The sequence below is a fragment of the Shewanella atlantica genome (genome assembly GCF_003966265.1).
Taxonomy (GTDB): domain Bacteria; phylum Pseudomonadota; class Gammaproteobacteria; order Enterobacterales; family Shewanellaceae; genus Shewanella; species Shewanella atlantica.
This window is the reverse complement of the sequence record NZ_RXNV01000004.1, coordinates 68,885-91,709: the sequence shown is the minus strand read 5'-3', so window position 1 is coordinate 91,709 and position 22,825 is coordinate 68,885. Positions and strand designations below refer to the sequence as shown.

The following is a 22,825-nucleotide window of genomic DNA, read 5'->3' as shown; positions in this document are numbered from 1 at the left end:
TAATACCCCTACTTTTTGTCTCTGTTTGTTTGTCTGTGACTCAGGTAGAATTCCCGACCGTTTTTGCATGCTTGCTCACGCTTTTGAGCTGGCTTATTTTGCACTGGAGGTTAAGCTCCAGCGAGCAGTTGAGGTTGATATGTCCCAGGTTGTTGTGTGCGCACTTTATAAATTTGTTTCTCTGCCCCATTTTGAATCGTTACAGAACCCTCTATTGGCTGTGATGGAAGAGTCAGGTATTAAAGGGACCTTACTGCTGGCAAGTGAAGGGATCAATGGCACGGTTGCCGGAAACCAAGCCGGTATTGATAGTTTGTTGGTTTGGCTGAAGCAGCAACCCGGGCTCGATAATATTGTGCACAAGTTCTCTTTTGATGAACAGATGCCTTTCTATCGAACTAAGGTCAAACTAAAAAAAGAGATTGTCACTATGGGGGTCGAAGGTATCGATCCTCTGAAGGTAGTGGGCACCTATGTTAAGCCGAAAGATTGGAACGAGCTGATCTCTGATCCCGATGTGTTGCTGGTGGATACCCGCAATGAATATGAGATCCAGATAGGTACTTTCAAGAATGCAGTTGACCCTAAAACCGATACCTTTCGTGAATTCCCCGCCTATGTCAAAGATAATTTAGATCCAGCGAAGCATAAAAAAGTGGCCATGTTTTGTACCGGTGGCATTCGTTGTGAGAAGTCTACGGCGTATCTTAAAGAGCAAGGTTTCGATGAGGTGTACCATCTCGAGGGGGGCGTGCTTAAGTACCTCGAAGAGGTTAAGCCCGAAGAGAGCCTTTGGGAAGGTGAGTGTTTTGTATTCGACAATCGTGTTGCTGTAAATCATAGCCTGGAAAAAGGTCAGTATGATCAATGTAATGCTTGCCGTATGCCAATAACTGAAACCGAAAAGGCGAGCGAAGCCTATGTTCAGGGGGTGAGTTGTCCCCACTGTATCGATTCCACTTCAGATAAGCAGCGTCGTCGTTTTGAAGAGCGTGAGCGCCAGATGCGCCTGGCTGCTAAACGAGGAGAGGCGCATATCGGCAGTGATGTCAGTCAGGTGATCTTATCCAGACGCAGTGAGAAAGAGAGTCTGAAACAAGTACAACTCAAACAAAATATAAAATCTAAATGCTGATCCTCGTCTACACTCTTATGTAAGGTGAAACGTTACGCTGCATCGGGCGATCGTTCACGCTGTATTTAAAAAGCCGGCTAATAATAGTCGGCTTTTTTATTGGATGATTTTTACTAATACCAGCTGGTATCACTATTCGCTCTGTTTATCTGAATCCTTTGGTGGCTCATCTTTAACTTTGCTGAGCACACCGTTGAGTAGATCCATCGGCAGCGGGAATAAGATGGTCGAATTTTTCTCACCGGCAATCTCTGTCAGAGTCTGTAAATATCTCAGTAAAATAGCATTGGGCTCCAGTGCCAGCTTACTCGCAGCTTCAACCAATTTTGTCGAGGCTTCCATTTCACCGGATGCATGAATGACTTTTGCCCTCCGGGTACGTTCGGCCTCAGCCTGGCGTGCAATGGCTCTCACCATAGTTTCATTGAGATCCACATGCTTAATTTCAACGTTAGAGACTTTTATGCCCCAGCCATCGGTACGGGTGTCAAGAATGCTCTGTATGTCGGTATTTAGCATCTCTCTATTGGCCAGCATCTCATCGAGTTCATGCTGCCCGAGTACCGAGCGCAGTGTCGTTTGAGCCAGTTGGGAGGTGGCCTGCAGGTAATCTTCTACATTGATAATGGCTTTTTGAGCATCGATCACCCGAAAGTAGATCACCGCGTTGACTTTGACCGACACATTGTCCCGGCTGATCACATCTTGAGTCGGCACATCCATAACAACAGTACGCAGATCGACTCTGACCATCTGTTGAATGATTGGAATGACGATGATGAGTCCGGGTCCTTTCACCTTGTAAAAGCGTCCAAGCAGAAAGATCACTCCTCGCTCATACTCACGCAAAATTCTAAATGCGCTCAATAGCAGTGCGACGACCAGAAATACGACCGCAAGGCTGAACATAGCGCTATTATGAAGAATGGGATCCATTGTCAGGCTCCTTGTTGTTTGAACTGTCCTCAATACCCACTTGCACTTCGTCCTGAGTATTGTCCGTTGCTGATTTTAAAATAAGGGTTAATTCTTTAATACTATCTACGGTGACACGTTGACCTTTGTGTAGTGGCGTATCGGTTCTGGCAGCCCAGCGCTCCCCGCCAAACAACACATATCCCTGTTTATCAAAGTCGTCGAGTACTACAGCCTGAGCCCCCATGATGGCTTCCTGGCCACTGACAATTCGGTTTTTCCGTGAACGCCAGAGAAAACCCAATACGAAGAGGAAGAAGACCACGCTAACCGAGGTGACGGCGGCGATGACAGGAATAGAGATTTGAAATTGGGTCTCTTTGGTGTCGATAAGGAATATGGATCCCATGGTAAAGGCGATGATCCCGCCCACACCGAATATGCCAAAGCTCGGCATCATGGCTTCGGTGACAAGCAAACCTATTCCCAACAGCAGTAAAGCCAGACCGGCATAATTGATGGGTAAAAGTTGAAACGCATAGAGGGCGATAACCAGAGATATGGCTCCTGTGACTCCCGCTACGCCAATTCCCGGACTATAAAACTCGAGTAATATGCCATAGATGCCGAGGATCATCAGGATATAGGCGATGTTAGGGTTCGTTATGGTGGATATGAATTCGTTGCGCCAGTCAGGGGCGACAGACTTAAGACTCGCCTGTTTTAACGCCAGGGTGCGTGGTTCATCCTTTACCTTAACCTCCCAGCCATCCAATTTGTTCAACAGATCCTGAGGGGAGTCGGCAAGAAGAGTGATCACATTTTGTTCCAGTGCCTCTGTGGCCGTTAATGTCGCGGCTTCCTTAACGGCTAACTCTGCCCACTCTTCGTTGCGCCCACGTAGTTGCGCCAGTGAGCGTATATAAGCGATAGAGTCGTTGAGTACTTTCTTCTCCATCGCAGACTTTGTCGGCGCCTTGTCCTGCTCTTTGTCATCTTTGCTGTCTTTGCCGGTGGGAGAGGTCGGTGCGGTGGGACCGCCTATACTGACCGGTGTTGCGGCGCCCAATGTAGTTGCCGAGGACATGGCCGCAATGTGACATGCATAGAGAATAAAGGTCCCTGCGCTGGCTGCCCGTGCGCCCGGAGGGTGTACCAGGCAGGCAATGGGCACATCTGAATTGAGTATGACCTGGTTGATGTCCCTTAAACTGGAGACTAAACCACCAGGTGTGTCGATGACTATGATGAGCAGAGGAGCCGAGTCACGATTAGCGGCTTTGATTTCGGTTATCAGGTAGTCACTTACCGCAGGGCCTATTGCCCCTTTAATACTTAAAACCGGCACAGACAGGGACTCGGAGGCCACAGAAGGTTTCGGGGCCGAGTCTGCCTGAGCCTGTGCTGCAGCCAGGAAAAAAAGGGAGAGAAAAAACGTTATTATCTTAAGGGGCGTTAACCCGAAAGCCGATAACTTAGAGATAGATGCACACATAAGAGACTCTTCGATGGCATTATCTTTTAGTTTAGGCGATATAATATCGATCGGTATAAATATCTGTTAGTTGCTTGAGTTCTCTGAGGAGGATAGCGATATAATTTACCTCTATGAACGCTATGTTTGCTCAGCCTTGTCTATAATTGAGCTAGTATCATTTCACGTTAAAATTACCAACGATGGGAGGTTTTATCATGGCCATAGCAATGACTCTTGAATCGTTTCTTAGCGACAACAAGGTTGAATACTCCCTTGTTAAGCATCGCAAGACCTTGTCATCTCTCGACTCATCGGCATCGGCGCATCTGCCGAGTTCTCAGGTGGTGAAAGCCGTGTTATTGGTCAATAACGATGGCGACTACCTCATGGCTGCAGTTGGCTCCGGTCGTAGGTTATCTGTATTAAAAGTCAGTGAGCAGATGGGTGAAGCTTATCATCTGGCCGATGAAACTGAGCTGTCTACTCAATTTGCCGATTGTGATAAAGGTGCCATTCCCGGGCTTGCGGAGGCATATGGTATCAAAATGATGTTAGATAAACGGTTATTCGATGAGGAAAAAGTCTATCTCGAAGCCGGAGATCACCGACATCTTATCGAGATCAATCATCAGCAATATACGCCATTACTGTCCGGTACCCTGTTGGCCGATATCGGAGGTACACCAATCGGTGCCCCTGAATTTGGCGATCTTGAGCAGGCCTGATTTGAAACACGGGTATTTTTAATACCCGTTTCCTCATCTTTGGGCCAAGGTTGAGTCAGGATCCTAACCCTGAGTTTAACTTTTGTCATGAAATAACGCTTCCCCCTTTTTACTCCCGTCATAGTGTGCTATTTTTCACGGCTTTTTATTTGTAGCTTTTACCTTTGGGGCGAGTGAATGTTTGTTGGTTTTGATTATGGTAGTGCGAATTGTGCCATAGGTGTTATGGATGGAGAGGGCGTCAGACTGTTGCCTTTGTCGGTGGAGTCAAATTATCTGACTTCGACTCTTTATGCGCTCGACAGAGAGCTTATCGCTGAAGCTGTATATCAGCAGATGCCGACTCACCTTAAAGCCGATTATGCCAAAGCCCGGTCGGCTCAGCTGAGCCGTGCCCGTTATGCCAGGCTCGAGTTAGACCTGGATAGCGATGAACAGGCCGTTTTCGTCGGTGAACAAGCTGTCAAAGCATATTTGGATATGCCTGAGGAAGGTTTCTATGTCCGTTCGCCAAAATCTTTCTTAGGGGCTACAGGCTTAAGAATCGATCAGGTGGCCCTGTTTGAAGACATCGTCACTATGATGATGCAGCATATAAAGCAGATTGCCGAGTCTAAACAGGGGCTGGATAGCGAACACGCCATAACTCATGCTGTTATCGGTAGACCCGTGAACTTTCAGGGGATCGGTGGTGAAGATAGCAATAAACAAGCTGAGTCGATTCTGCGCCTGGCGGCAAAAAGAGCGGGCTTCGTCGATGTCGACTTTCTGTTTGAACCGCTAGCTGCAGGCATGGACTTTGAGGCGAGTTTAAACGAGGACAAAGTGGTTTTGGTCGTCGATGTTGGTGGCGGTACTACCGATTGCTCTGTGGTCAAGATGGGACCATCACATATTACATCAATAGATAGGGCTGGTGACTTTCTCGGTCATAGCGGCCAAAGAGTCGGCGGGAATGACTTAGATATTGCGCTGTCTATGAAGGCCTTCATGTCTCACTTAGGTTTAGGTTGTCATATGGTCAACGGTCTGCCTGTACCGAGTAAACCTTTCTGGAATGCCGTGGCCGTTAACGATATCAGTGCTCAACGTGACTTTTCATCATTAAGCTCGCGCAAGATGATCGAGGAGTTGATTAAAGATGCTAAGAAACCCGAGCTGTTAGAGAGACTACTCAAGGTGCAACAAGATCAGTTGGGCTATCGAATCGTGCGCAGTGCCGAACAGGCTAAAATCAGCTTGTCGGATAATGACTCAGTCACAATGCAACTCGATTATATCTGCTCTAAGCTCAGCGCCGATGTGAGCCGGGATCTGTTCGCAGAGGCCGTTGCGGCACCTAGTGCAAAAATTGAAGCCTTGATGCAGGAAGCGTTAGCGACAGCCGGCATCGAACCCGATGTGATCTATGTGACCGGTGGTACGGCAAGAAGTCCCGCTATCTATAATAAGATCGCAGGATTATATCCCGCTATCCCTATCGTTGTGGGTGATCATTTTGGTAGTGTAACGGCAGGGCTAACGCGATGGGCGCAAAAAGTATTTAGTTAACCTGTTCAGTCAAAGTATTTGGTAGAGGAGGAGTCATGAGTCTTTACCTGAATATATGAGCTGAATAACAATACATAGTGAGCCAACTGTTCGCAGTTTTGACGTTTAAGGGAAGAGATGATGAAAGTATTGACGACACTCGGCAAAGTAACCGCGGCAGTCATGTTGTTGGGAGGCCTGAGTGCCTGCGGCGATGATGTGGGTAAAGTCAGCCTAGGACTGTTTACCACTAAAGATGTGATTATCGACGCCAGGCAAGATCCTAAAATAGCCGGTGTTACCTGCCATATCAGCCGTATCGAAGCCAACTTGAGTCTGGCCGATCCTTCAGACATGAGTATATCGTGCAGACAGACAGGGCCGATTTCGGCGATGGAACTCGCCAATATTGATAAGAGCAAGAATGGTGAGATAGTTTTTAAACAGTCTCTCAGCATCTTGTTTAAGACGCTAAAAGTGCGTCGTATTTATGATGCAGACAATCAAACGTTACTCTATCTGTCTTATTCGACCAAAGAGACCAACGGTAGCCACAAACATGCGCTGTCGACCGTGCCGCTTTATGGAACCGATGCGTGGATACAATCTGGTGTACCGATTGAAAAGGTTGAGGTGCTGTAAGGATCCATCTTTAGATGCTCAGCTAGTTTCGTTTGACACAATGAAATGATTCAATAAAAAGGGCCGCATCACTGCGGCCCTTTTTTATGTTTAACTGTCACTTACTGCGGAGTCACTCACTGGGGAGTTACTTAACTCGCATACCAGGCTGTGCACCTTCGTGAGGCTCTACGATCCACAGATCTTTCTTACCGGGACCAGCTGCAACGACCATGCCTTCTGACATGCCGAAACGCATCTTTCGCGGCGCAAGGTTTGCGACCATCACAGTAAGCTTGCCTTCAAGATCTTCAGGGGCATAAGCAGATTTAATTCCTGCAAAAACCTGTTTAGTCTCGCCGCCTAAATCGAGTTGCAGCTTCAAAAGCTTGTTAGCTTCAGGAACATGCTCAGCTTTAGCTATACGGGCAATACGCAAGTCAATTTTGGCAAAGTCTTCGAAGCTTATCTCTTCTGAAATAGGGTCAAGTGCTAACTGATCAACATCGGTCATATCAGTAGCTGTTTCTGTTTCGACTTGCTTAGTTTTAGCGACCTCAGGCTGGGCTGCAAGCAGGTTCTCTTTAGATGCGTCGATGATAGCTTCGATGTTCTTCATATCGATGCGTTGCATCAAGGCTTTGAATTTAGCGATTTCATGACCGGCGAGATCGGCACCTAAATTGTCCCAGGTAAGCGGGAACTGCAGGAAGGCTTCGACATCGTCTGCAAGTTTTGGCAATACAGGCTTGAGATAAGTGACTAAGATGCGGAACAGGTTAAGTGCATTACTGCACACCTGATGCGCCTCATCTTGCTTATCTTCTTGCTTGATTAACTGCCATGGCGCGGCGTCGGCAACATAAGCGTTGGCGATATCGGCCAGTGCCATTATCTCACGCATCGCTTTACCGAATTCACGGTTCTCGTATAAGTCAGCAATGACCTCCTGTTTCGCCAGGAAGGTCTGTTCCAGAGTGGTGTCGGCGACTTTAGCTAACTTGCCATCGAAACGCTTGCTGATAAAACCGGCGGTGCGTGAGGCCAGGTTAACTAGTTTACCAACCAAGTCTGAGTTAACACGCTGGGCGAAATCTTCAAGGTTAAGATCGAGATCGTCAATACGATTGCTGAGCTTAGCCGCATAGTAATAACGCAGGTATTCAGGGTCTAAGTTGTCAAGGTAAGTACGGGCCTTGATAAAGGTGCCTTTAGACTTCGACATCTTAGCGCCGTTAACCGTGACATAGCCGTGAGCGAATACGCTGGTAGGTTTACGGAATCCCGCACCTTCGAGCATGGCTGGCCAGAACAGGCTGTGGAAGTTAACGATATCTTTACCGATGAAGTGATATACCTCGGCTGTTGAATCTTTAGACCAGAAATCGTCGAAGTTGAGATCTTCACGTCTGTCACATAGATTTTTAAACGAACCCATGTAACCGATAGGAGCATCGAGCCATACGTAAAAGTACTTACCCGGCGCATCAGGGATCTCGAAGCCAAAATATGGTGCATCACGGCTGATGTCCCACTGCTGTAGACCCTGTTCGAACCATTCACCTAGTTTGTTTGCGATCTCATCCTGAATAGCACCGGAGCGGGTCCACTCGTTAAGCATGTTTTCAAATGCTGGCAGGTCGAAGAAGAAGTGCTCAGACTCTTTCATCACAGGTGTCGCACCAGAGACGGCAGATTTTGGATCAATCAGATCCGTCGGGTTGTATGTTGCGCCACAGTTATCGCAGTTATCACCGTATTGGTCTTCTGATTTACACTTAGGGCAAGTGCCTTTTACGAAGCGATCAGGCAGGAACATAGACTTTTCAGGATCGAATAGTTGAGAGATGGTCTTGGTTTTAATGTAACCCGCATCACGCAACTTAAGGTATATCTCACTGGACAACTCACGGTTTTCGACACTGTGAGTGCTGTGGAAGTTGTCAAATTTGATATTGAAGTCAGCAAAATCCTGCTGATGCTCTTTATTGACTTGAGCAATCATCTCTTCCGGTTCGATACCCAGCTGCTGAGCCTTAAGCATGATAGGGGTACCATGGGCATCATCGGCACAAATATAGTGACATTCGTGTCCACGAAGTTTTTGGAATCGTGACCAAATATCGGTTTGAATATATTCCAGCATATGGCCTAAATGGATAGGTCCATTGGCGTATGGAAGTGCGCTTGTCACCAGGATTTTACGTTGTGAATTTGCCATCTTGTCTCAAAATCAGTAAGGAGCCCAAAAAGAATGGCATAGATACTAACCGATCCTCGCGAGACTTTCATCAAAAGGTGATTTAAGTGAGTTAAATCTACACGAATATTTAGGTCATTTTCTGGTACACTTGGTCAAATTTTTTATAGGGGGTAGCACTTTTGTCTTCAGCTTCTCAGAATTACCGTCTCAACGACGATCTTCTCGGGCCTGTTTTGGCCATTTTGGATGCGTATCAAGATCCATATTTAGCACAAGGTTTGGTCAGCGCAGGTTGCGTAAACAAGTTATCAATGGATGGTAAACGTTTGCAGTTGGGTCTTTGTTACCCATATCCTTGCATGACACAGTACCGTGATACCGTTATGGCTATTACGAAAAAGCTTGCTGTGCTCGATGCTATCGATGAAGTGGAATGCGAAATCGACTTCCAACCAGCATCAATTTCTGCCATTGGTGGTGTTGAGCCGATTGAGAATGTTAAGCAAGTGATTGCCGTCGCCTCCGGTAAAGGTGGTGTGGGTAAATCAACCACAGCGGTCAACTTGGCATTAGCCTTAGCTGCCGAAGGTGCGAAAGTGGGCATCTTAGATGCCGACATCTATGGTCCCTCTATTCCGCTAATGTTGGGTGTAACTGATTTTAAGCCGGTCTCTCCAGATGGCAAAATGATGACGGCTGCCACAGCCCATGGTATTACGGCACAATCTATCGGTTTTATGTTGGGTGATGATGAAGCCGCTGTATGGCGTGGGCCTATGGCTGCCGGTGCATTAGCCCAGTTGTTGAATGAAACTCAATGGCCGGAACTCGACTATATGGTTATCGATATGCCACCGGGGACGGGTGACATTCAACTGACTCTCTCTCAAAAAGTACCTGTGACAGGTGCGGTGGTTGTGACAACGCCTCAGGATATTGCCCTTGCCGATGCTAAAAAAGGTATCAGCATGTTCCGCAAAGTAAACATTCCTGTGTTAGGTATTGTCGAGAACATGAGCTTTCACATGTGTAGCGAATGTGGTCATAAAGAGCATCCATTCGGTAGTCACGGTGGCAGCAAAATGGCCGAACGTTATCAAGTTCCTCTCTTGGGAGAGTTACCGCTTAAACTTAACATCCGTGAAGATGTAGATAAAGGCGCACCTACGGTCGTAGCCGATCCTGACAGTGAAGTGTCTGCACTTTATCGTGAGATAGCAAGAAAAGTGGGAGCTCAGCTCGCACTCACCAAAGTACAATCCAGTGTTTCAATTAGTATTTCAGATGACGAATAAGGTTTTATCAGCATGAATTCTCAGTGTGTCATAATCGGTATAGCAGGGGCGTCAGCCTCTGGAAAAAGTTTAATCGCAAAAACCATCTACGAAGAGTTGTGTCGTGATCTTGGTACCGACCAGATAGGTGTTATTGCCGAAGATGCTTATTACAGAGATCAGGGACATCTGTCGATGGAGCAGCGGGTACTGACCAATTATGATCACCCTAAAGCACTCGACCATGAGCTTTTATGCAGCCACTTATCGGCCTTGAAATCAGGTGAAGCGGTAGAGATCCCAACTTACAGTTATAACGAACATACGCGTATGGAAGAGACGATTAAGATGACACCGAAGAAGGTGATCATCTTGGAAGGTATCTTGCTACTTACCGATCCAGTGCTTAGAAACACCATGGATGCGAGTGTGTTTATGGATACGCCTCTGGATATCTGTTTTATGCGCCGCCTTTCTCGCGATGTTGCCGAGCGTGGTCGTACTATGGAGTCTGTAATGTCGCAGTATACCGAGACTGTTCGTCCTATGTTCCTGCAATTTATCGAACCATCTAAGCAGTATGCGGATATTATTGTGCCGCGCGGTGGTAAAAACCGTATCGCTACCGATATTCTCAAGACTCGAATTCAGCACCTGTTAGCAAAATAATACTTATAAAGCGGCCCTACATTTTGATTCTATGTTCGTTATAGTAACGAACATAGTGAGCACAACCAAAGGACAGAGGAAGTGTATGGGGTTTAAAAGGGAGTGAGCGAATGGCAATATTGATGCCGATGGCAGGTTTGTGTGGCGATGACTGAAGTTTGGGTAAACGGGAAACAAGATTGCCAGATTGATCCACTCGAACGTGGATTAGCTTACGGAGACGGATTGTTTGCGACCATGCGTTTCAGTGGTGGTAAGATCTTGTTTTTAAAGGCCCACATGCAGAGGCTGGAGCAGGGCGCAAAGCGGCTAGGTTTCGACTGGTGCGGCAGTGATGCGCTTATTGCCCGGATTAACCAGATTGCGATGACTCGTGGTGAGGGCTGTATTAAGCTATTACTCGGCCGTGGTGTCGGCGGGCGCGGCTATGCTGCGCCGGCTGATGCAAGCATTACCGAAATCGTCTCGGTTCATGCTATCCCCACCCATTATTCACAATGGCAAAGTGGGGGAATATCCTTGAAGAGCAGCGATGTTAAGCTGGCGCATCAACCCTTGCTGGCTGGTATTAAACATCTGAACCGTCTCGAACAGGTATTAATTAAATCAAAGAGCTTACCCTCAGGTTTTGAGGACTGGCTGGTGATGGATCAACAGTGCAATGTTATTGAGTCATCGATGGCAAATCTGTTTCTGGTTGATGGTAATAAAGTCATCACACCGAGCATTGCTTTGGCGGGGGTTGCCGGAGTGATGCGAGAGCAGGTCATCTATGCACTCATAGATCTAGGTTTCGATCTGCATATTAATGAAGTCAGCTATCTGCAACTGTCTCAGTTTGAGCATGGATTTATTACTAACAGCCTGTTTGGCCTTGTCGATATTAATCGGATCGATGACTTTACCTATGAGCGGTCATCTTTTACTGCTTCAATAAGAGATTCTTTACAGCTTACCTTATGAAAAAAATTGTTTTAGCGCTTGTCGCAACCAGTTTTACTCTGCTTACCCTCGCTGGTGGCTTTGGTTTTTTGGGTTATAAACATATTATCGGGTTTAGTCAGTTACCGCTAAACATTGCTCAGCCACAAGATCTTGAACTCAAACGCGGCACCTCATTTTCACAGCTCGTGACCACGTTAGAGAAACGGGAGTTAGTTACCGAGGGTTGGAAGCTGAAAGTATTGGCCCGTCTTAAACCGGAACTTGCTAAAATTCGCTCAGGATTCTACGTTATAGAGCCCGGCGAGACAGTCAACGAGCTGCTTGAGAAGTTGGTTGAGGGAAAAGAGAAAGTCTTCAGTGTGACGCTTATCGAGGGACAGAGTATCAAGGAGTGGTTGGCGGTACTGGAAACCTTACCTCAAAGTCAATTTGATGAAGACGTATTCAGGCGGGTTTTAGTCGAGCAGGGAGATGAGTCCGGTTTGCCCGAAGGTAAATTTTATCCCGACACTTATCATTATGTTGCTGGCGATGACATTCAGCTGGTCGTTACTCAAAGTTATAATAAGATGCAGCAGGAGTTAGCCGCTGCCTGGGCGCAACGTGCTGAGGACCTTCCGCTTAAGTCACCTTATGAGTTATTGATCATGGCATCGATAATCGAAAAAGAGACCGGCAAGGCGAGCGAACGTCCCTGGATATCGGCAGTATTTGCTAACCGCCTCAATAAGGGGATGCGTTTACAAACCGATCCGACCGTGATTTACGGCATGGGAGACAGGTATCAAGGCAATATCAGGCGCAAGGATCTGAGAGAGCTAACTCCCTTTAATACGTATAGAATTAATGGGCTTACGCCAACTCCAATTGCGGCGCCAAGTGGCGCATCACTGCTTGCCGCTGCGCAGCCGGCAGACGTGAACTACCTCTATTTCGTGTCCCGCAATGATGGCAGTCACGTATTTTCAAGAACATTAGTCGAGCACAACCGTGCCGTAAACAAGTATCAGAGAAATCGATGAATAACCAAAACAGCAGTAAATTTATTGTGATCGAGGGGTTGGAAGGCGCAGGCAAGTCCAGTGCGATATCCCTTGTTCGGGATTTTATCGAAAAGCACACCGGCACAGCTCCCGTGTGTACCCGTGAACCTGGTGGTACACCATTGGCTGAACGTATGAGAGATCTCGTTAAAATCGCCGATGAGAGTGATCCACTCTGTGACGAGGCTGAGTGTCTTCTCCTTTACGCCGCAAGAGCTCAGTTAGTCGCCAACGTGATTAAACCGGCCCTATCTCGTGGAGAATGGGTACTTGGGGACAGGCATAACCTTTCGTCCCTGGCCTACCAAGGGGGAGGGCGGGGCTTGATGGATTTGGTCGAGGTCGTGAGTCAGGCCACGTTGGGAGAATTCAAGCCTGATTTGACTATCTATCTGGATATCGACCCAGAATTGGGTTTAAGTCGCGCCGCAAGCCGGGGTGAGTTAGACAGGATTGAGAAGCAAGAGCTGGACTTTTTTGAGCGTGCCCGTGGGACCTTTCTCTCCTTCGCATCGAAAGATGACTCCATCGCCGTTATCGATGCGGGTCAGACTATGGCTGAAGTACATAAAGACATTCTTGCGTTATTGCAATCAATGGAGTGGTAATGGAGCTGCCTTGGTTGACCCCGGTTATCGGTGATTTTAGTGAGCAACTAAAATCACAGCATATCGGTCATGCTTACCTTGTTGGGGTACATAACGGATATGGCGGTGAAATCCTCTCCTTAGCCTTGGCAAAGGCTGCGCTATGTCAAACGGTGACATCACAGGGAGCGTGTGGGTTCTGTAAAGCGTGTCAGTTAGTCGAAGCTAATAATCATCCGGACTTTTATCACATTCTCGCCGATGGGAATCAAATTAAGGTCGATCAGGTGAGGGAGCTTTGTCGAAAACTGACGGCAACATCACAGCAAGGCGGCAGGCGCGTTGCCGTTATCGGTAATTGTGAAAAACTAAATCAGGCTTCGGCCAATGCCCTGTTAAAAACGCTCGAAGAGCCAGGTAAAGAGACATTACTACTCTTACAGTCAGATACCCCTTCGAGGTTGATGGCAACCATCAGTAGTCGCTGTCAACGGATCCATTTCCAGGCACCAACACGTGAAGAGATCAAGAGCTGGCTATCACTGGAATCGGGTGGTAAATCCGATGTGACCTGGTGTCTGCCGGTGATGGGGGGACCATTGGAGCTGGCTAAGGCTCTGGAAGGTGAACGGTATACCACCTTACTTCAGCTAAGAAAAGACTGGTCTCAAAGTTTGTCCTCTGGTCACCTGTGTGCTAATTTAATTAATATAAATGAAAAGCAAGTTTCTGATGCACTTAAAGTTTTATATTTACTTTTAAGACAGAAACTAGTGAAACAGACAGATTTAGATGCATTGTTGAGAGTGAAAATAACAGAGTTCAGCGCGAAGGTGATGGAGACTTATCACCGTCTTTTACTTATGCCGAATGTAAATTATTTAGCTTTATTTCAATCGTTTATATTAGAATACTACGAGATGGGTAAAAAGTGATCGGTTTATGATAGATCTAGTTGTTAATTTTGACACCTTACATCAGCTTTACCGCGCTTACATGCCCTTTATTAAACCGGCAGGTTTATTCGTTGCGACCACAGAAAGCCATTATCTGGGGCAAGAGTTAACGATTGCCTATCAACTTCCCGGCTCAACCTCTAAGCACCAGTTTGAAGGAGTGGTGGTTTGGATTAATCCATTAGGAGCCTCGGGTGGTCGGCCTGCAGGGATTGGTGTGAAAATATTAACTGATCCCGATACCCACAAACATCATATTGAAAATCTGTTATCCCGGGAGCTTGCGTCCGGTGATTTGACCTGCACCATGTAGGTCTGTATCCTTCCATCTTCTGTAACTCAGCATGTTGCCGGTTAAAATCTGCGCCGGAATATACTGAATAGAACTTCTTTTTTACACATTAATTGCTGGAAACTCCCGTGCTCATCGATTCTCATTGTCATCTTGACCGTTTAAAAGCGGCGCCCGATCATCAAACTCTTCAACATATCCTCAAAGAAGCTAAAACCAGAGGAGTAGATTACTTCCTATGTGTTAATGTTCGTCAAAATGGCTTCGAGTCTATGCGCGACAAGATGGCAGAGTTTGACCAAGTCTTTCTTTCCGCAGGCGTACACCCTCTGGATGTTCAGGAGGGGTTAGATGCGGTACAGCTACAGGAGTTTGTTAAAGAGCCGAAGGTGATCGCCATAGGTGAGACCGGCTTAGATTATTTTTATGCCAACGAAACGAAGGCCCTACAGCAGACTTGTTTCGAGCAGCAGATCGAGCTGGCAGTTCAAGTTAATAAGCCTTTAATTATTCATACTCGTGACGCTCGTGAAGATACACTGAATTTTTTGAAAAATGGACACGGTGACAAGGTCGGTGGGGTGTTGCACTGCTTCACAGAAAACTGGGAGATGGCTAAGGCCGCTATCGATTTGGGTTTTTATATTTCAGTTTCGGGTATTGCGACCTTTAAAAATGCGGGAGAGTTGAGAACCGTCATTCGTAAGGTGCCTAAAGACAGGCTGCTGGTCGAGACCGATGCTCCCTATTTAGCCCCGGTTCCTCATCGCGGTAAAGAGAATCAACCTGCATTTGTCAGAGATGTGGCCGAGTATATTGCTCAGTTACGTGGAGAGAGCTTCGAAGAGTTGGCTCAATACACCACAGATAATTTCTTTAACCTGTTCACCGATGCAGCCAAGCTTGCTGGCCGCTAGTCAAATATAGAGGCCGAAAAAAGTCAAAAAAAGACCCAAAACTATTCCAATTGTTCTGGGTCCAGGGGAATGGCTCTATCTAAAGAGCCGTGCGCTACTGGTGAGATCCTCGCGGGAATTAACTCTCTGGCTATTAGTGTAGTAGAGAGTGAAAACTCCTAGCGAGAATATTACTATTTTTTAACATAGCTTTGTAACTAAATGTTTCAGAGGTTCGTGCTGGCATCTGAATCGGCAATTTTATCCCGTACTAAATCTCTGGGAAGACTGTTTTTAAGACGGCTTCCCAAATGTTTTGCAACCCCTAATGCACACCCATGATAGGTCACTATCAGCTCTCCTTGTGGTTTTCCGCCATCAACGAGGGGGATATCTCTTCCCATCAGGTATTGTGTGGCCTGCGCTTGAGAGAGTTCATAGCCACTGGATTTTTCTGCTAAGGCCATGATGGCTTCATGCCTAGCCTTAAAGCCTTTTTTCAGTCCATCGGCGAGTTTTACGCCAATTCTCTGAAATCTCATTTTTCCGATCAACTCTTTCATACCGGCGGGGAACAACCAATACTCCAGATCTCGCACCATGAGCATGTCACCGACGGGAATATCTATGTCGAAGGTTTGCTTGAAATACTGGCGTAGTTCCAGCTCTACTTTCGAAGATATGGTGGTAAACGGAAAATTCTTCTGCCTCTTCGGCTCAGGTTTTTGTCTTTCAACATCGCAGGTTTTGGTTATCTTGGCGATGAAGAAGCCCTCACTATCATAGATTTGTGGCCATACGTGAAGGAAGCCTTCATCTGTACAGGCTTTATCTGCATCGGGGAACAGTGAGGCAAGGGATTCAAACTCAACCGCCTCAGGAAATGTGGATCTGAGGTGTTCGCAAACGTCTTGATTTTCTAATCTGCTCAGTGCACAGGTGGAATAGACTAATGTTCCGCCTGTTTTTAACGCCAGGAAGGCCGATTCAAGCAATGCTTTTTGGGTTTCGGCGATAGCGCTATTTTCTGTTAGCCCCCAATTATTAAGTGCTAAGGGATCTTTTCGAATAGTGCCTTCGCCGCTACAGGGGGCGTCGAGTAAAATAGCATCGAATCGGTTATACAGGTATTCACCGAATACTCTGGCATCGAAGTGGGTGAGGGCGGTGTTACTGACCCCCATTCTAAGTACATTGGCGTGAAGTACTTTTACACGACTCGATGAATATTCGTTAGCAATGAGTAGACCCGAGTTGTCCATCATTGCCGCTATCTGAGTGGTCTTAGAGCCGGGTGCCGAAGCCATATCGAGTATGGTGCGTTCATCATTGTCTGTTAATGTCGAAAATAGCGCTATGGGTGGTAACATAGAGCTTGCTTCCTGAATGTAAAACAGACCCTGGAGGTGTTCTACCGTGTTACCTAACTGCACGTCATTGTCGAGTGAGATCCAAAATCCGTCTTTGCACCAGGGAATGGGGTCGAGTGTCCACCCTTTAGGTGTCATCAATGAAATGAAATCCTGAGATGAGATTTTTAGCGTGTTGACTCGGATGGATGGGCGCAAAGGTTTGCTGCTGTAGCTGATAAAATCATCCATTGAAAGATGAGCCGGCATATCTTTAGCAATGCTCTTGATAAATTCTTGATTTAGTTGAACCATAGGACTCTGACAGTTAGCTAACGGTGTGTCTTTTGGCGCGATTATATCATAGCATTTAGCGGCTCGCTCTTCAGCGAGCACCATGGAGGCTGTTAGTATCACGCTTTATGAAGTGAGCAGAGTTTTTAATAAGAGTGCTTGGGTTTATCAATTAGATAGCGCAGATTCAGTTTTAATCAAAAGGATATAGTGTGTTAAATCGGATTTGGTTTTTTTTCTTTATGACAGCCATGCTGGCTATTGGCATACAACTCTTTAATGGTCAGCTGGATGTACTGTCTTCGTCTGTGACAGCACTATTTGATAGCTCGAAACTTGCTGCCGAAATAGCCCTGGGGCTAATTGGTGTCCTCTCTTTATGGATGGGGCTGATGCGGGTCGGGGAGAAAGCCGGCGTCGTTGGTTTTTTCGCTAAAATTTTTGAACCACTCTTGTCCAGATTAATGCCTGAGGTACCCAAAGGCCACCCCGCATACGGCAGTATCACTATGAATCTGACGGCAAATATTTTAGGCCTGGATAATGCGGCTACGCCATTAGGGCTTAAAGCGATGCAAGATCTGCAGATGTTGAACCCGCAAAAAAGTGTCGCAACCAACGCGCAGATCCTTTTCTTAGTTCTCAATACTTCTTCGGTTACTTTAGTGCCTGTCACCGTCTTTCTTTATCGCGCGCAACAGGGGGCTGCGGCGCCGGCGGATATTTTTCTGCCCATACTCCTGGCAACTTCTGCTTCAACCATTGCAGGGGTATTGGTGGTGGCGATGTTTCAGCGTTTGTCTTTGTTAAATAGCGTTATCTTAGGCTATGGCGCATTAATTTTTGGCTCAATAATGGCGCTGGTCTTCTATTTGGGAACACTAACAACAACAGCGATAGGTACGCTATCCACCGCTATGGGGAACGGTGTACTCCTGTTATTAGTGTTTAGTTTTATTCTTGTCGCAGGACTGAGAAAAGTTGCAGTTTATGATGAGTTTATTACCGGTGCTAAAGAGGGATTTTCACAGTCGATAAAGCTTATCCCTTACCTGCTTGCTATGTTACTGGCGATTTCCATGCTCAGGGCATCGGGGGCCTTGGATTATCTGTTACACCTTATCTCTGTGGTGGTATCGGTATTGGGGGGAGACACTCGCTTTGTGGATGCCTTGCCGACGGGCATAATGAAACCATTTAGTGGTTCAGGTGCCAGAGCCATGATGTTAGAGACCATGGAGCATCATGGTGTCGACTCGTTTGCCGGGCGTTTGGCTGCGATATTTCAGGGAAGTACGGAGACCACTTTCTATGTGTTGGCCGTCTACTTCGGTGCGGTGGGGATCCGTAATGGCCGTCATGCACTGGTGTGCGGTTTAACGGCGGATCTGGCGGGGATTCTTGCCGCTATTTTTGTCTGCTATCAATTTTATGGTTAAGCGGGATAGGGTTGGTGGTGAATGGTGGAACAGCAGAACACAAGGTAGGTTGAAGCAAATCCAGCTGCCAGCCATGGCGGAACCTGCATCATTTATCGATCTACTTAAAAATGGTAGCTCACAGACAGCATAGGCCCGATAAAGCTGTATGACAGGTTATAATTGGCAATATTAACGCCATCAATACCCGATTTTTGTTCGTAGTCTACATCGACCTCATAATAGTTAAATGCAGCTGTCATATGCCAGTTTTCGGATATTTGAGCTTCAATTCCGGCTCTTACATCTATCAGCCGTCCATCTAAGTCATCGAGTTTTATCTGAAAGTACTGAGCGTGAGCTCTAAAACTGAAACCAGGTGAAAACTCATAGGTGCCATATAGTCCTATGTCAGGAAGTGGTGCGGTTATTTTTTCATCTACGACATTAGGAATTGCAGCTATTCCGCAGTCATCGATATTTTCGCCATCGACACAGGCTCCGACTTTGCCTTCAAATCCGGTTTTAATAAACATGGCGTGCAGACCCAGGGAAACACCTATGTTGTAGTTGTTACCCTGATAGAAATTGTAGCCGTATCCAATTCTGGCAATATCGATATTGAGCGTTGTCTTGAGTTGACTACCAAGCTTTACATCGAATATCTTGTCGTCAAGATCGACCTGGAATGGATTCGAGATACTCTGGACTGTTGCACTTCTATGTAGTTGTTTCCAGTCGATAAATATGAGATGTTTATCGTTGAAATGATGGAATATTTCGAAAAAAGGCAGGAATTGAGACTCTTCAAGATTCAGATCTTGCTCGAAATCAATCTTAAAGTCTTCACCTAAAATGGGGTTAGTAACATCCATCGTGGAATTGGAATTAGAGTAAAATCCTCCAACTCTAATCACAGTTTTACTATCAGCTACATTGACCGACTGACTATCGTCTGCGGCTAAACAGGGGATAGCAGCTATCATAGCTAAAACTGAGATGCCTAATTTTCTTACCATTAAGGCTACTCCACAAATATTCTTATTATTATTTTAAGTTGTTGATTCTATGTGATCGAATCTATCTATGCCCGTTATACTAGCAGCTTGTTTCTATTTGTGAATGACTTGTATCAAAAAATATCAAAATAACTGCATTTTTTTTATGGGTTTGTAAGCGGTGTCGCTGAAATAGTCGTTATTGGGCTTGTGAACTAGCAAGAAACTATTGGCCAAGTGAATATCAAAAGGGAAAAGATACGGGAAAGGAGTCACCGTAAGATGACTCCTGATTTAAACTGGAGGCTTAAGAAATGTATCGGCTTGCAAGTATGACTGTCCATGTAATGCCACATAAGGCCAGGCTCATAAATACGGCGGCCGAAGCGACATCTTTGGCTTGACCACTTAGAGGGTGTATCTCGTCACCAACCCTATCGACAACGGCCTCAATTGCCGAATTTAACAACTCTACGATTAGGACAATAAAGAGAGTTAAAATTAAAAAGAGGCGCTCAACAGTGGTGATATCAACCAAAAGCGCTATCGGTAACATAATGATGGCTAACATCAGTTCTTGTCTGAATGCGGCTTCATGCACCCATGCCAATCTTAGTCCTTGCATGGAGAACCCAGTGGCCCTAAATATGCGTTTTAATCCGTGATTATTTTCAGGTTTCATAACATCCCATGAGTTTTATTGTAACTGCTGCTTTACTTATACCTAAGGTATTAGCGAGCCGACTGCGCGTGAGTATATCACCGTCAAAATATGTGACAATTGCATTTTTGCTGCACAGTTCGCGTATTTAGGGCATTTGTTTACTTAAAGCAATCTTAAGTGAGTGCTGTTTGAAGCAACCTTTCGCAGGCTCTTCGATGTTAACAAGATATTTGGGGGGAAATAGCATTATGTCCTACACTGTTTTCAGTGGCGGGCTTTAGTCGTATAACAACTAACCTGCTAAAAGCTGAAGGAAGCAGCTTGAGTCATCATACGAAGGAGTGTTCTCTATGTACTTTACCTCTGTACGTCTATTGTCTGTATTTCTTATCCTTATCTATCTTCTCATAGGTTTCAGTGAGGCACATGTTAATGACATTCAGCTGGCCGTTGAGCAACAGGCTGACGCGCCAGTCAGTGAATATCTGGTTAGCGAGAAGCTTGATGGAGTGAGAGGGTATTGGGATGGCACACATCTGTTTACGCGATCAGGAAGGCAGATGTCTACGCCACAGTGGTTTACACAAGGGTTCCCCGATTATGCGCTCGATGGTGAGTTATGGATGGGAAGAGGGACATTTGAGCAAATTTCGTCATTAATAAGAAGTAAGCATCCCAGTCAGGAACGCTGGCGTGAAGTAAAATTTATGGTGTTCGACCTGCCATCTCACAGCCAAGATTTTGCACAGCGATACGCCATAGCCAAAAGTGAGTTAGCGGGCAGCTCACCCTATCTATCGGTTATTGAGCAGAAACGGTTCGACAGCGTACAGGCACTCGATACTTGGTTTAATCGCGTCATTGAGCAAGGCGGTGAGGGATTGATGTTACACCATAATCAATCTCTCTATCTTAGTGGCAGAAACAAAGGCGTGATAAAACTCAAGCCACTCTACGACGCAGAGGCACGGGTGGTAGCTCATCAGGAGGGAAAAGGTAAGTTTAATGGCATGTTAGGCGCTTTAGTGGTTGAAACTCCGAGTGGGATCCGCTTTAAACTCGGTACCGGTTTTTCTATGAATGAAAGGCGCCATCCTCCTGAAATAGGCTCTACTGTCACTTATCAATACTCAGGCACAACCCAAAAAGGAACCCCTAGGTTCGCGAGCTTTCTTCGGGTAAGATTTAAAGAGTGATGATTTTTTAGTGGCTGTAGTAATGACTCAAATAACCTCCGTCCTCTTTGTATGTATGGGCAACATTTGTCGTTCACCCACGGCAGAGGCAGTTTTTCGTGCTAAGGCTGAAACGAGAGGATTGAACCTTGATATCGATTCGGCTGGCACTATCGCTTACCATCAGGGGAAGTCTCCGGACCCCAGAAGCATCGCGGCTGGGGAGAAGCGAGGCTTTAGTTTTAAAGGGATAACGGCGCGTCAGGTAACACAAGAGGATTTTGTTCGTTTCGATCTGATTTTAGCTGCGGATCTTCAAAACCTTCAAGATCTTCAGGACCGCTCCCCTGAGCATTATCAAGACAAGCTTAAGCTGATGTTATCTTTCTTAGACGAAGCTTCAGTGAGTACTGCAACACTAAATGAAGTGCCGGATCCTTATTATGGTGCAGGTAATGGGTTTGAGTTGGTTTTGGACTTGATTGAGCAGAGCTGTGATAACTTACTTAAGCAAATAAACAGCCAATAAAAAAGCCTCACCTATTTAATAGCTGAGGCTTGTCTGATTCATATAAATGGCTATTTATATCGTTTACCCGCACGCTTTAATCTCTCAGCTTCCTGTTTAGCTTCTTTTTCTGCTTCTTTTTTAGCAATTAGCTTGGCGACTTCGGCTTTTTCAATATCGGCCATTTCCGGCGTTTCCAGAGACAGTTGGCCAATTTTACCTGAGCGGAACTCATGTAGCACAAGCTCAGAGACTTTATGAAGGTCGATACGCCCACCTGGACGTAGCGCTCCTCTTTTACGGCCTATGGCTTCGAGTAACTCGATATCGGTATCAGGTAGCTCTTTTAGTTTATAACGCTCTGCAATCGCTTCAGGATAAGCCTGTAGAAAGTACTCTGCGGCGAACATGGCGACATCTTCATATTCCATGGCCGTGTCTTTAATGGCTCCGGTTACAGCCAGGCGATAACTACTCTTTTCATTATCAACTTTCGGCCACAAGATCCCCGGAGTATCGGAGAGAACGATACCGTTTCTCAGGTTGATACGTTGCTGCACCTTAGTGACCGCAGGTTCATTACCCGTTTTGGCGATCATACGACCAGCAAGGGTGTTGATGATGGTGGATTTACCGACGTTCGGGATCCCCATGATCATGGTGCGGATATCTTTTTCAACTTTGTCCCGGCTCGGAACAAACTTTCGACAGAGGTCCGGGATTTTCTTGACTTGAGCTGCCTGTAAAGTGGTAATCGCCATCGCTTTTACCCCCTGTTCACGCTCCAGATACTCAATCCAACGTTGGGTCGTTTCAGGATCCGCCAAATCTGATTTATTCAGCAGTTTAATACAGGGCTTATTACCACGAAGCGTTGAAACCATAGGGTTTTCACTACTATATGGGATCCTTGCGTCGAGCACTTCAATAACCAGATCGACTTGAGGCATGACCTCTTCAATCTCTTTACGTGCTTTGTGCATATGTCCCGGGTACCACTGAATTGCCATTTTAACGCTCTGTATTAATTCTGTTAGGGGGATTTTACCTTGTTAAGGAAAAATTTCATCAACAAAAAAGCGCCGATTGGCGCTTTTGTCTGAGGGGGGACTTAAAAACCTCAGCCTTGGAATGGCCGGGAGTTAAAACCT

At 46.2% G+C, this 22,825-nt stretch carries 22 protein-coding genes; 15 read left to right on the top strand and 7 right to left on the bottom strand.

Annotated elements, in window-relative coordinates:
* Positions 1–139: 139 nt before the first annotated feature.
* The gene (trhO, locus tag EKG39_RS11660) at positions 140–1,135 is read left to right on the top strand and encodes an oxygen-dependent tRNA uridine(34) hydroxylase TrhO (RefSeq protein WP_126505926.1); all 996 of its coding nucleotides are present in this window, start codon (positions 140–142) and stop codon (positions 1,133–1,135) included.
* 132 nt (positions 1,136–1,267) lie between these two features.
* Here trhO and EKG39_RS11655 read toward each other — a convergent pair whose 3' ends face one another.
* Together EKG39_RS11655 and EKG39_RS11650 are read right to left on the bottom strand one after the other, a co-directional pair.
* Positions 1,268–2,071, bottom strand: a complete 804-nt coding sequence (locus EKG39_RS11655) for a slipin family protein (RefSeq protein WP_126505925.1) — start codon at positions 2,069–2,071, stop codon at positions 1,268–1,270.
* On the bottom strand, positions 2,052–3,545 hold the full coding sequence (locus EKG39_RS11650; protein ID WP_126505924.1) for an NfeD family protein: 1,494 nt from the start codon (positions 3,543–3,545) through the stop codon (positions 2,052–2,054). Before EKG39_RS11650 ends, EKG39_RS11655 begins: the two co-directional genes overlap by 20 nt.
* A 197-nt stretch (positions 3,546–3,742) precedes the next feature.
* Here EKG39_RS11650 and EKG39_RS11645 point away from each other — a divergent pair, with 197 nt between their 5' ends.
* The 3 genes from EKG39_RS11645 to EKG39_RS11635 all read left to right on the top strand — a co-directional run bounded on the left by EKG39_RS11645 (position 3,743) and on the right by EKG39_RS11635 (position 6,424).
* Positions 3,743–4,252 carry an aminoacyl-tRNA deacylase gene (locus tag EKG39_RS11645; RefSeq protein WP_126505923.1) on the top strand — a complete coding sequence of 170 codons (510 nt, stop codon included), beginning with the start codon at positions 3,743–3,745 and terminating at the stop codon, positions 4,250–4,252.
* A 177-nt stretch (positions 4,253–4,429) separates the two neighbouring features.
* The gene (gene yegD, locus EKG39_RS11640; RefSeq protein ID WP_126505922.1) at positions 4,430–5,803 is read left to right on the top strand and encodes a molecular chaperone; all 1,374 of its coding nucleotides are present in this window, start codon (positions 4,430–4,432) and stop codon (positions 5,801–5,803) included.
* Between the two features lie 120 nt (positions 5,804–5,923).
* Positions 5,924–6,424 (top strand): CreA family protein, encoded by a 501-nt coding sequence (locus EKG39_RS11635; RefSeq protein WP_126505921.1) that lies wholly within the window; start codon positions 5,924–5,926, stop codon positions 6,422–6,424.
* Positions 6,425–6,551: 127 nt separating this feature from the next.
* Here the strand turns inward: EKG39_RS11635 and metG are convergent, their stop codons facing one another.
* Positions 6,552–8,624, bottom strand: coding sequence for a methionine--tRNA ligase (metG, locus tag EKG39_RS11630; protein WP_126505920.1), 2,073 nt, complete (start codon positions 8,622–8,624; stop codon positions 6,552–6,554).
* A gap of 161 nt (positions 8,625–8,785) precedes the next feature.
* Here metG and apbC point away from each other — a divergent pair, with 161 nt between their 5' ends.
* The 8 genes from apbC (at position 8,786) to EKG39_RS11590 (ending at position 15,289) form a co-directional block, all read left to right on the top strand.
* The gene (gene apbC / locus EKG39_RS11625) at positions 8,786–9,901 is read left to right on the top strand and encodes an iron-sulfur cluster carrier protein ApbC (protein WP_126505919.1); all 1,116 of its coding nucleotides are present in this window, start codon (positions 8,786–8,788) and stop codon (positions 9,899–9,901) included.
* 12 nt (positions 9,902–9,913) lie between these two features.
* A complete protein-coding gene (gene udk / locus EKG39_RS11620; RefSeq protein WP_126505918.1) occupies positions 9,914–10,549 on the top strand; it encodes a uridine kinase in 636 nt (211 codons plus the stop codon).
* A 147-nt stretch (positions 10,550–10,696) separates the two neighbouring features.
* On the top strand, positions 10,697–11,512 hold the full coding sequence (gene pabC, locus EKG39_RS11615; RefSeq protein ID WP_126506099.1) for an aminodeoxychorismate lyase: 816 nt from the start codon (positions 10,697–10,699) through the stop codon (positions 11,510–11,512).
* Positions 11,509–12,516 carry an endolytic transglycosylase MltG gene (gene mltG / locus EKG39_RS11610; protein WP_126505917.1) on the top strand — a complete coding sequence of 336 codons (1,008 nt, stop codon included), beginning with the start codon at positions 11,509–11,511 and terminating at the stop codon, positions 12,514–12,516. The genes pabC and mltG overlap by 4 nt, the downstream gene beginning before the upstream one ends.
* On the top strand, positions 12,513–13,145 hold the full coding sequence (gene tmk / locus EKG39_RS11605) for a dTMP kinase (protein WP_126505916.1): 633 nt from the start codon (positions 12,513–12,515) through the stop codon (positions 13,143–13,145). Before mltG ends, tmk begins: the two co-directional genes overlap by 4 nt.
* Positions 13,145–14,059 carry a DNA polymerase III subunit delta' gene (gene holB, locus EKG39_RS11600; RefSeq protein WP_126505915.1) on the top strand — a complete coding sequence of 305 codons (915 nt, stop codon included), beginning with the start codon at positions 13,145–13,147 and terminating at the stop codon, positions 14,057–14,059. The genes tmk and holB overlap by 1 nt, the downstream gene beginning before the upstream one ends.
* 7 nt (positions 14,060–14,066) lie before the next feature.
* Positions 14,067–14,393 (top strand): PilZ domain-containing protein, encoded by a 327-nt coding sequence (locus EKG39_RS11595; RefSeq protein ID WP_012142984.1) that lies wholly within the window; start codon positions 14,067–14,069, stop codon positions 14,391–14,393.
* Positions 14,394–14,500: 107 nt separating this feature from the next.
* Positions 14,501–15,289, top strand: a complete 789-nt coding sequence (locus tag EKG39_RS11590) for a TatD family hydrolase (RefSeq protein WP_126505914.1) — start codon at positions 14,501–14,503, stop codon at positions 15,287–15,289.
* Between the two features lie 206 nt (positions 15,290–15,495).
* Here the strand turns inward: EKG39_RS11590 and rsmF are convergent, their stop codons facing one another.
* Positions 15,496–16,932, bottom strand: coding sequence for a 16S rRNA (cytosine(1407)-C(5))-methyltransferase RsmF (gene rsmF, locus EKG39_RS11585; protein ID WP_126505913.1), 1,437 nt, complete (start codon positions 16,930–16,932; stop codon positions 15,496–15,498).
* A gap of 191 nt (positions 16,933–17,123) precedes the next feature.
* Here rsmF and EKG39_RS11580 point away from each other — a divergent pair, with 191 nt between their 5' ends.
* On the top strand, positions 17,124–18,350 hold the full coding sequence (locus EKG39_RS11580) for a nucleoside recognition domain-containing protein (RefSeq protein WP_126505912.1): 1,227 nt from the start codon (positions 17,124–17,126) through the stop codon (positions 18,348–18,350).
* 104 nt (positions 18,351–18,454) lie between these two features.
* On the opposite strand, the gene EKG39_RS11575 is transcribed toward EKG39_RS11580, so the two are convergent.
* Both EKG39_RS11575 and EKG39_RS11570 read right to left on the bottom strand, forming a co-directional pair.
* The gene (locus tag EKG39_RS11575) at positions 18,455–19,348 is read right to left on the bottom strand and encodes a hypothetical protein (protein ID WP_126505911.1); all 894 of its coding nucleotides are present in this window, start codon (positions 19,346–19,348) and stop codon (positions 18,455–18,457) included.
* A 286-nt stretch (positions 19,349–19,634) separates the two neighbouring features.
* Positions 19,635–20,009, bottom strand: coding sequence for a diacylglycerol kinase (locus tag EKG39_RS11570; protein WP_126505910.1), 375 nt, complete (start codon positions 20,007–20,009; stop codon positions 19,635–19,637).
* Positions 20,010–20,341: 332 nt separating this feature from the next.
* Here EKG39_RS11570 and EKG39_RS11565 point away from each other — a divergent pair, with 332 nt between their 5' ends.
* The gene (locus tag EKG39_RS11565; protein ID WP_126505909.1) at positions 20,342–21,187 is read left to right on the top strand and encodes a DNA ligase; all 846 of its coding nucleotides are present in this window, start codon (positions 20,342–20,344) and stop codon (positions 21,185–21,187) included.
* Positions 21,188–21,209: 22 nt separating this feature from the next.
* Positions 21,210–21,695: a low molecular weight protein-tyrosine-phosphatase gene (locus EKG39_RS11560; protein WP_126505908.1), complete on the top strand. Its 486-nt coding sequence runs from the start codon at positions 21,210–21,212 to the stop codon at positions 21,693–21,695.
* A 50-nt stretch (positions 21,696–21,745) separates the two neighbouring features.
* Here EKG39_RS11560 and ylqF read toward each other — a convergent pair whose 3' ends face one another.
* Complete coding sequence (gene ylqF / locus EKG39_RS11555; RefSeq protein WP_126505907.1) at positions 21,746–22,684, bottom strand: ribosome biogenesis GTPase YlqF; 939 nt, start codon at positions 22,682–22,684, stop codon at positions 21,746–21,748.
* Positions 22,685–22,825 lie beyond the last annotated feature (141 nt).

Excerpts from the sequence above, each read along its gene's own strand:
- EKG39_RS11560 (WP_126505908.1), top strand. The coding sequence starts at position 21,210 with ATGACTCAAATAACCTCCGTCCTCTTTGTATGTATGGGCAACATTTGT.
- EKG39_RS11635 (WP_126505921.1), top strand. The coding sequence starts at position 5,924 with ATGAAAGTATTGACGACACTCGGCAAAGTAACCGCGGCAGTCATGTTG.
- tmk (WP_126505916.1), top strand. The coding sequence starts at position 12,513 with ATGAATAACCAAAACAGCAGTAAATTTATTGTGATCGAGGGGTTGGAA.
- holB (WP_126505915.1), top strand. The coding sequence starts at position 13,145 with ATGGAGCTGCCTTGGTTGACCCCGGTTATCGGTGATTTTAGTGAGCAA.
- metG (WP_126505920.1), bottom strand. The coding sequence starts at position 8,624 with ATGGCAAATTCACAACGTAAAATCCTGGTGACAAGCGCACTTCCATAC.
- EKG39_RS11575 (WP_126505911.1), bottom strand. The coding sequence starts at position 19,348 with ATGGTAAGAAAATTAGGCATCTCAGTTTTAGCTATGATAGCTGCTATC.
- ylqF (WP_126505907.1), bottom strand. The coding sequence starts at position 22,684 with ATGGCAATTCAGTGGTACCCGGGACATATGCACAAAGCACGTAAAGAG.
- EKG39_RS11595 (WP_012142984.1), top strand. The coding sequence starts at position 14,067 with ATGATAGATCTAGTTGTTAATTTTGACACCTTACATCAGCTTTACCGC.
- rsmF (WP_126505913.1), bottom strand. The coding sequence starts at position 16,932 with ATGGTTCAACTAAATCAAGAATTTATCAAGAGCATTGCTAAAGATATG.
- EKG39_RS11565 (WP_126505909.1), top strand. The coding sequence starts at position 20,342 with ATGTACTTTACCTCTGTACGTCTATTGTCTGTATTTCTTATCCTTATC.
- EKG39_RS11650 (WP_126505924.1), bottom strand. The coding sequence starts at position 3,545 with ATGTGTGCATCTATCTCTAAGTTATCGGCTTTCGGGTTAACGCCCCTT.
- EKG39_RS11570 (WP_126505910.1), bottom strand. The coding sequence starts at position 20,009 with ATGAAACCTGAAAATAATCACGGATTAAAACGCATATTTAGGGCCACT.
- EKG39_RS11645 (WP_126505923.1), top strand. The coding sequence starts at position 3,743 with ATGGCCATAGCAATGACTCTTGAATCGTTTCTTAGCGACAACAAGGTT.
- mltG (WP_126505917.1), top strand. The coding sequence starts at position 11,509 with ATGAAAAAAATTGTTTTAGCGCTTGTCGCAACCAGTTTTACTCTGCTT.
- pabC (WP_126506099.1), top strand. The coding sequence starts at position 10,697 with ATGACTGAAGTTTGGGTAAACGGGAAACAAGATTGCCAGATTGATCCA.
- udk (WP_126505918.1), top strand. The coding sequence starts at position 9,914 with ATGAATTCTCAGTGTGTCATAATCGGTATAGCAGGGGCGTCAGCCTCT.
- yegD (WP_126505922.1), top strand. The coding sequence starts at position 4,430 with ATGTTTGTTGGTTTTGATTATGGTAGTGCGAATTGTGCCATAGGTGTT.
- EKG39_RS11655 (WP_126505925.1), bottom strand. The coding sequence starts at position 2,071 with ATGGATCCCATTCTTCATAATAGCGCTATGTTCAGCCTTGCGGTCGTA.
- trhO (WP_126505926.1), top strand. The coding sequence starts at position 140 with ATGTCCCAGGTTGTTGTGTGCGCACTTTATAAATTTGTTTCTCTGCCC.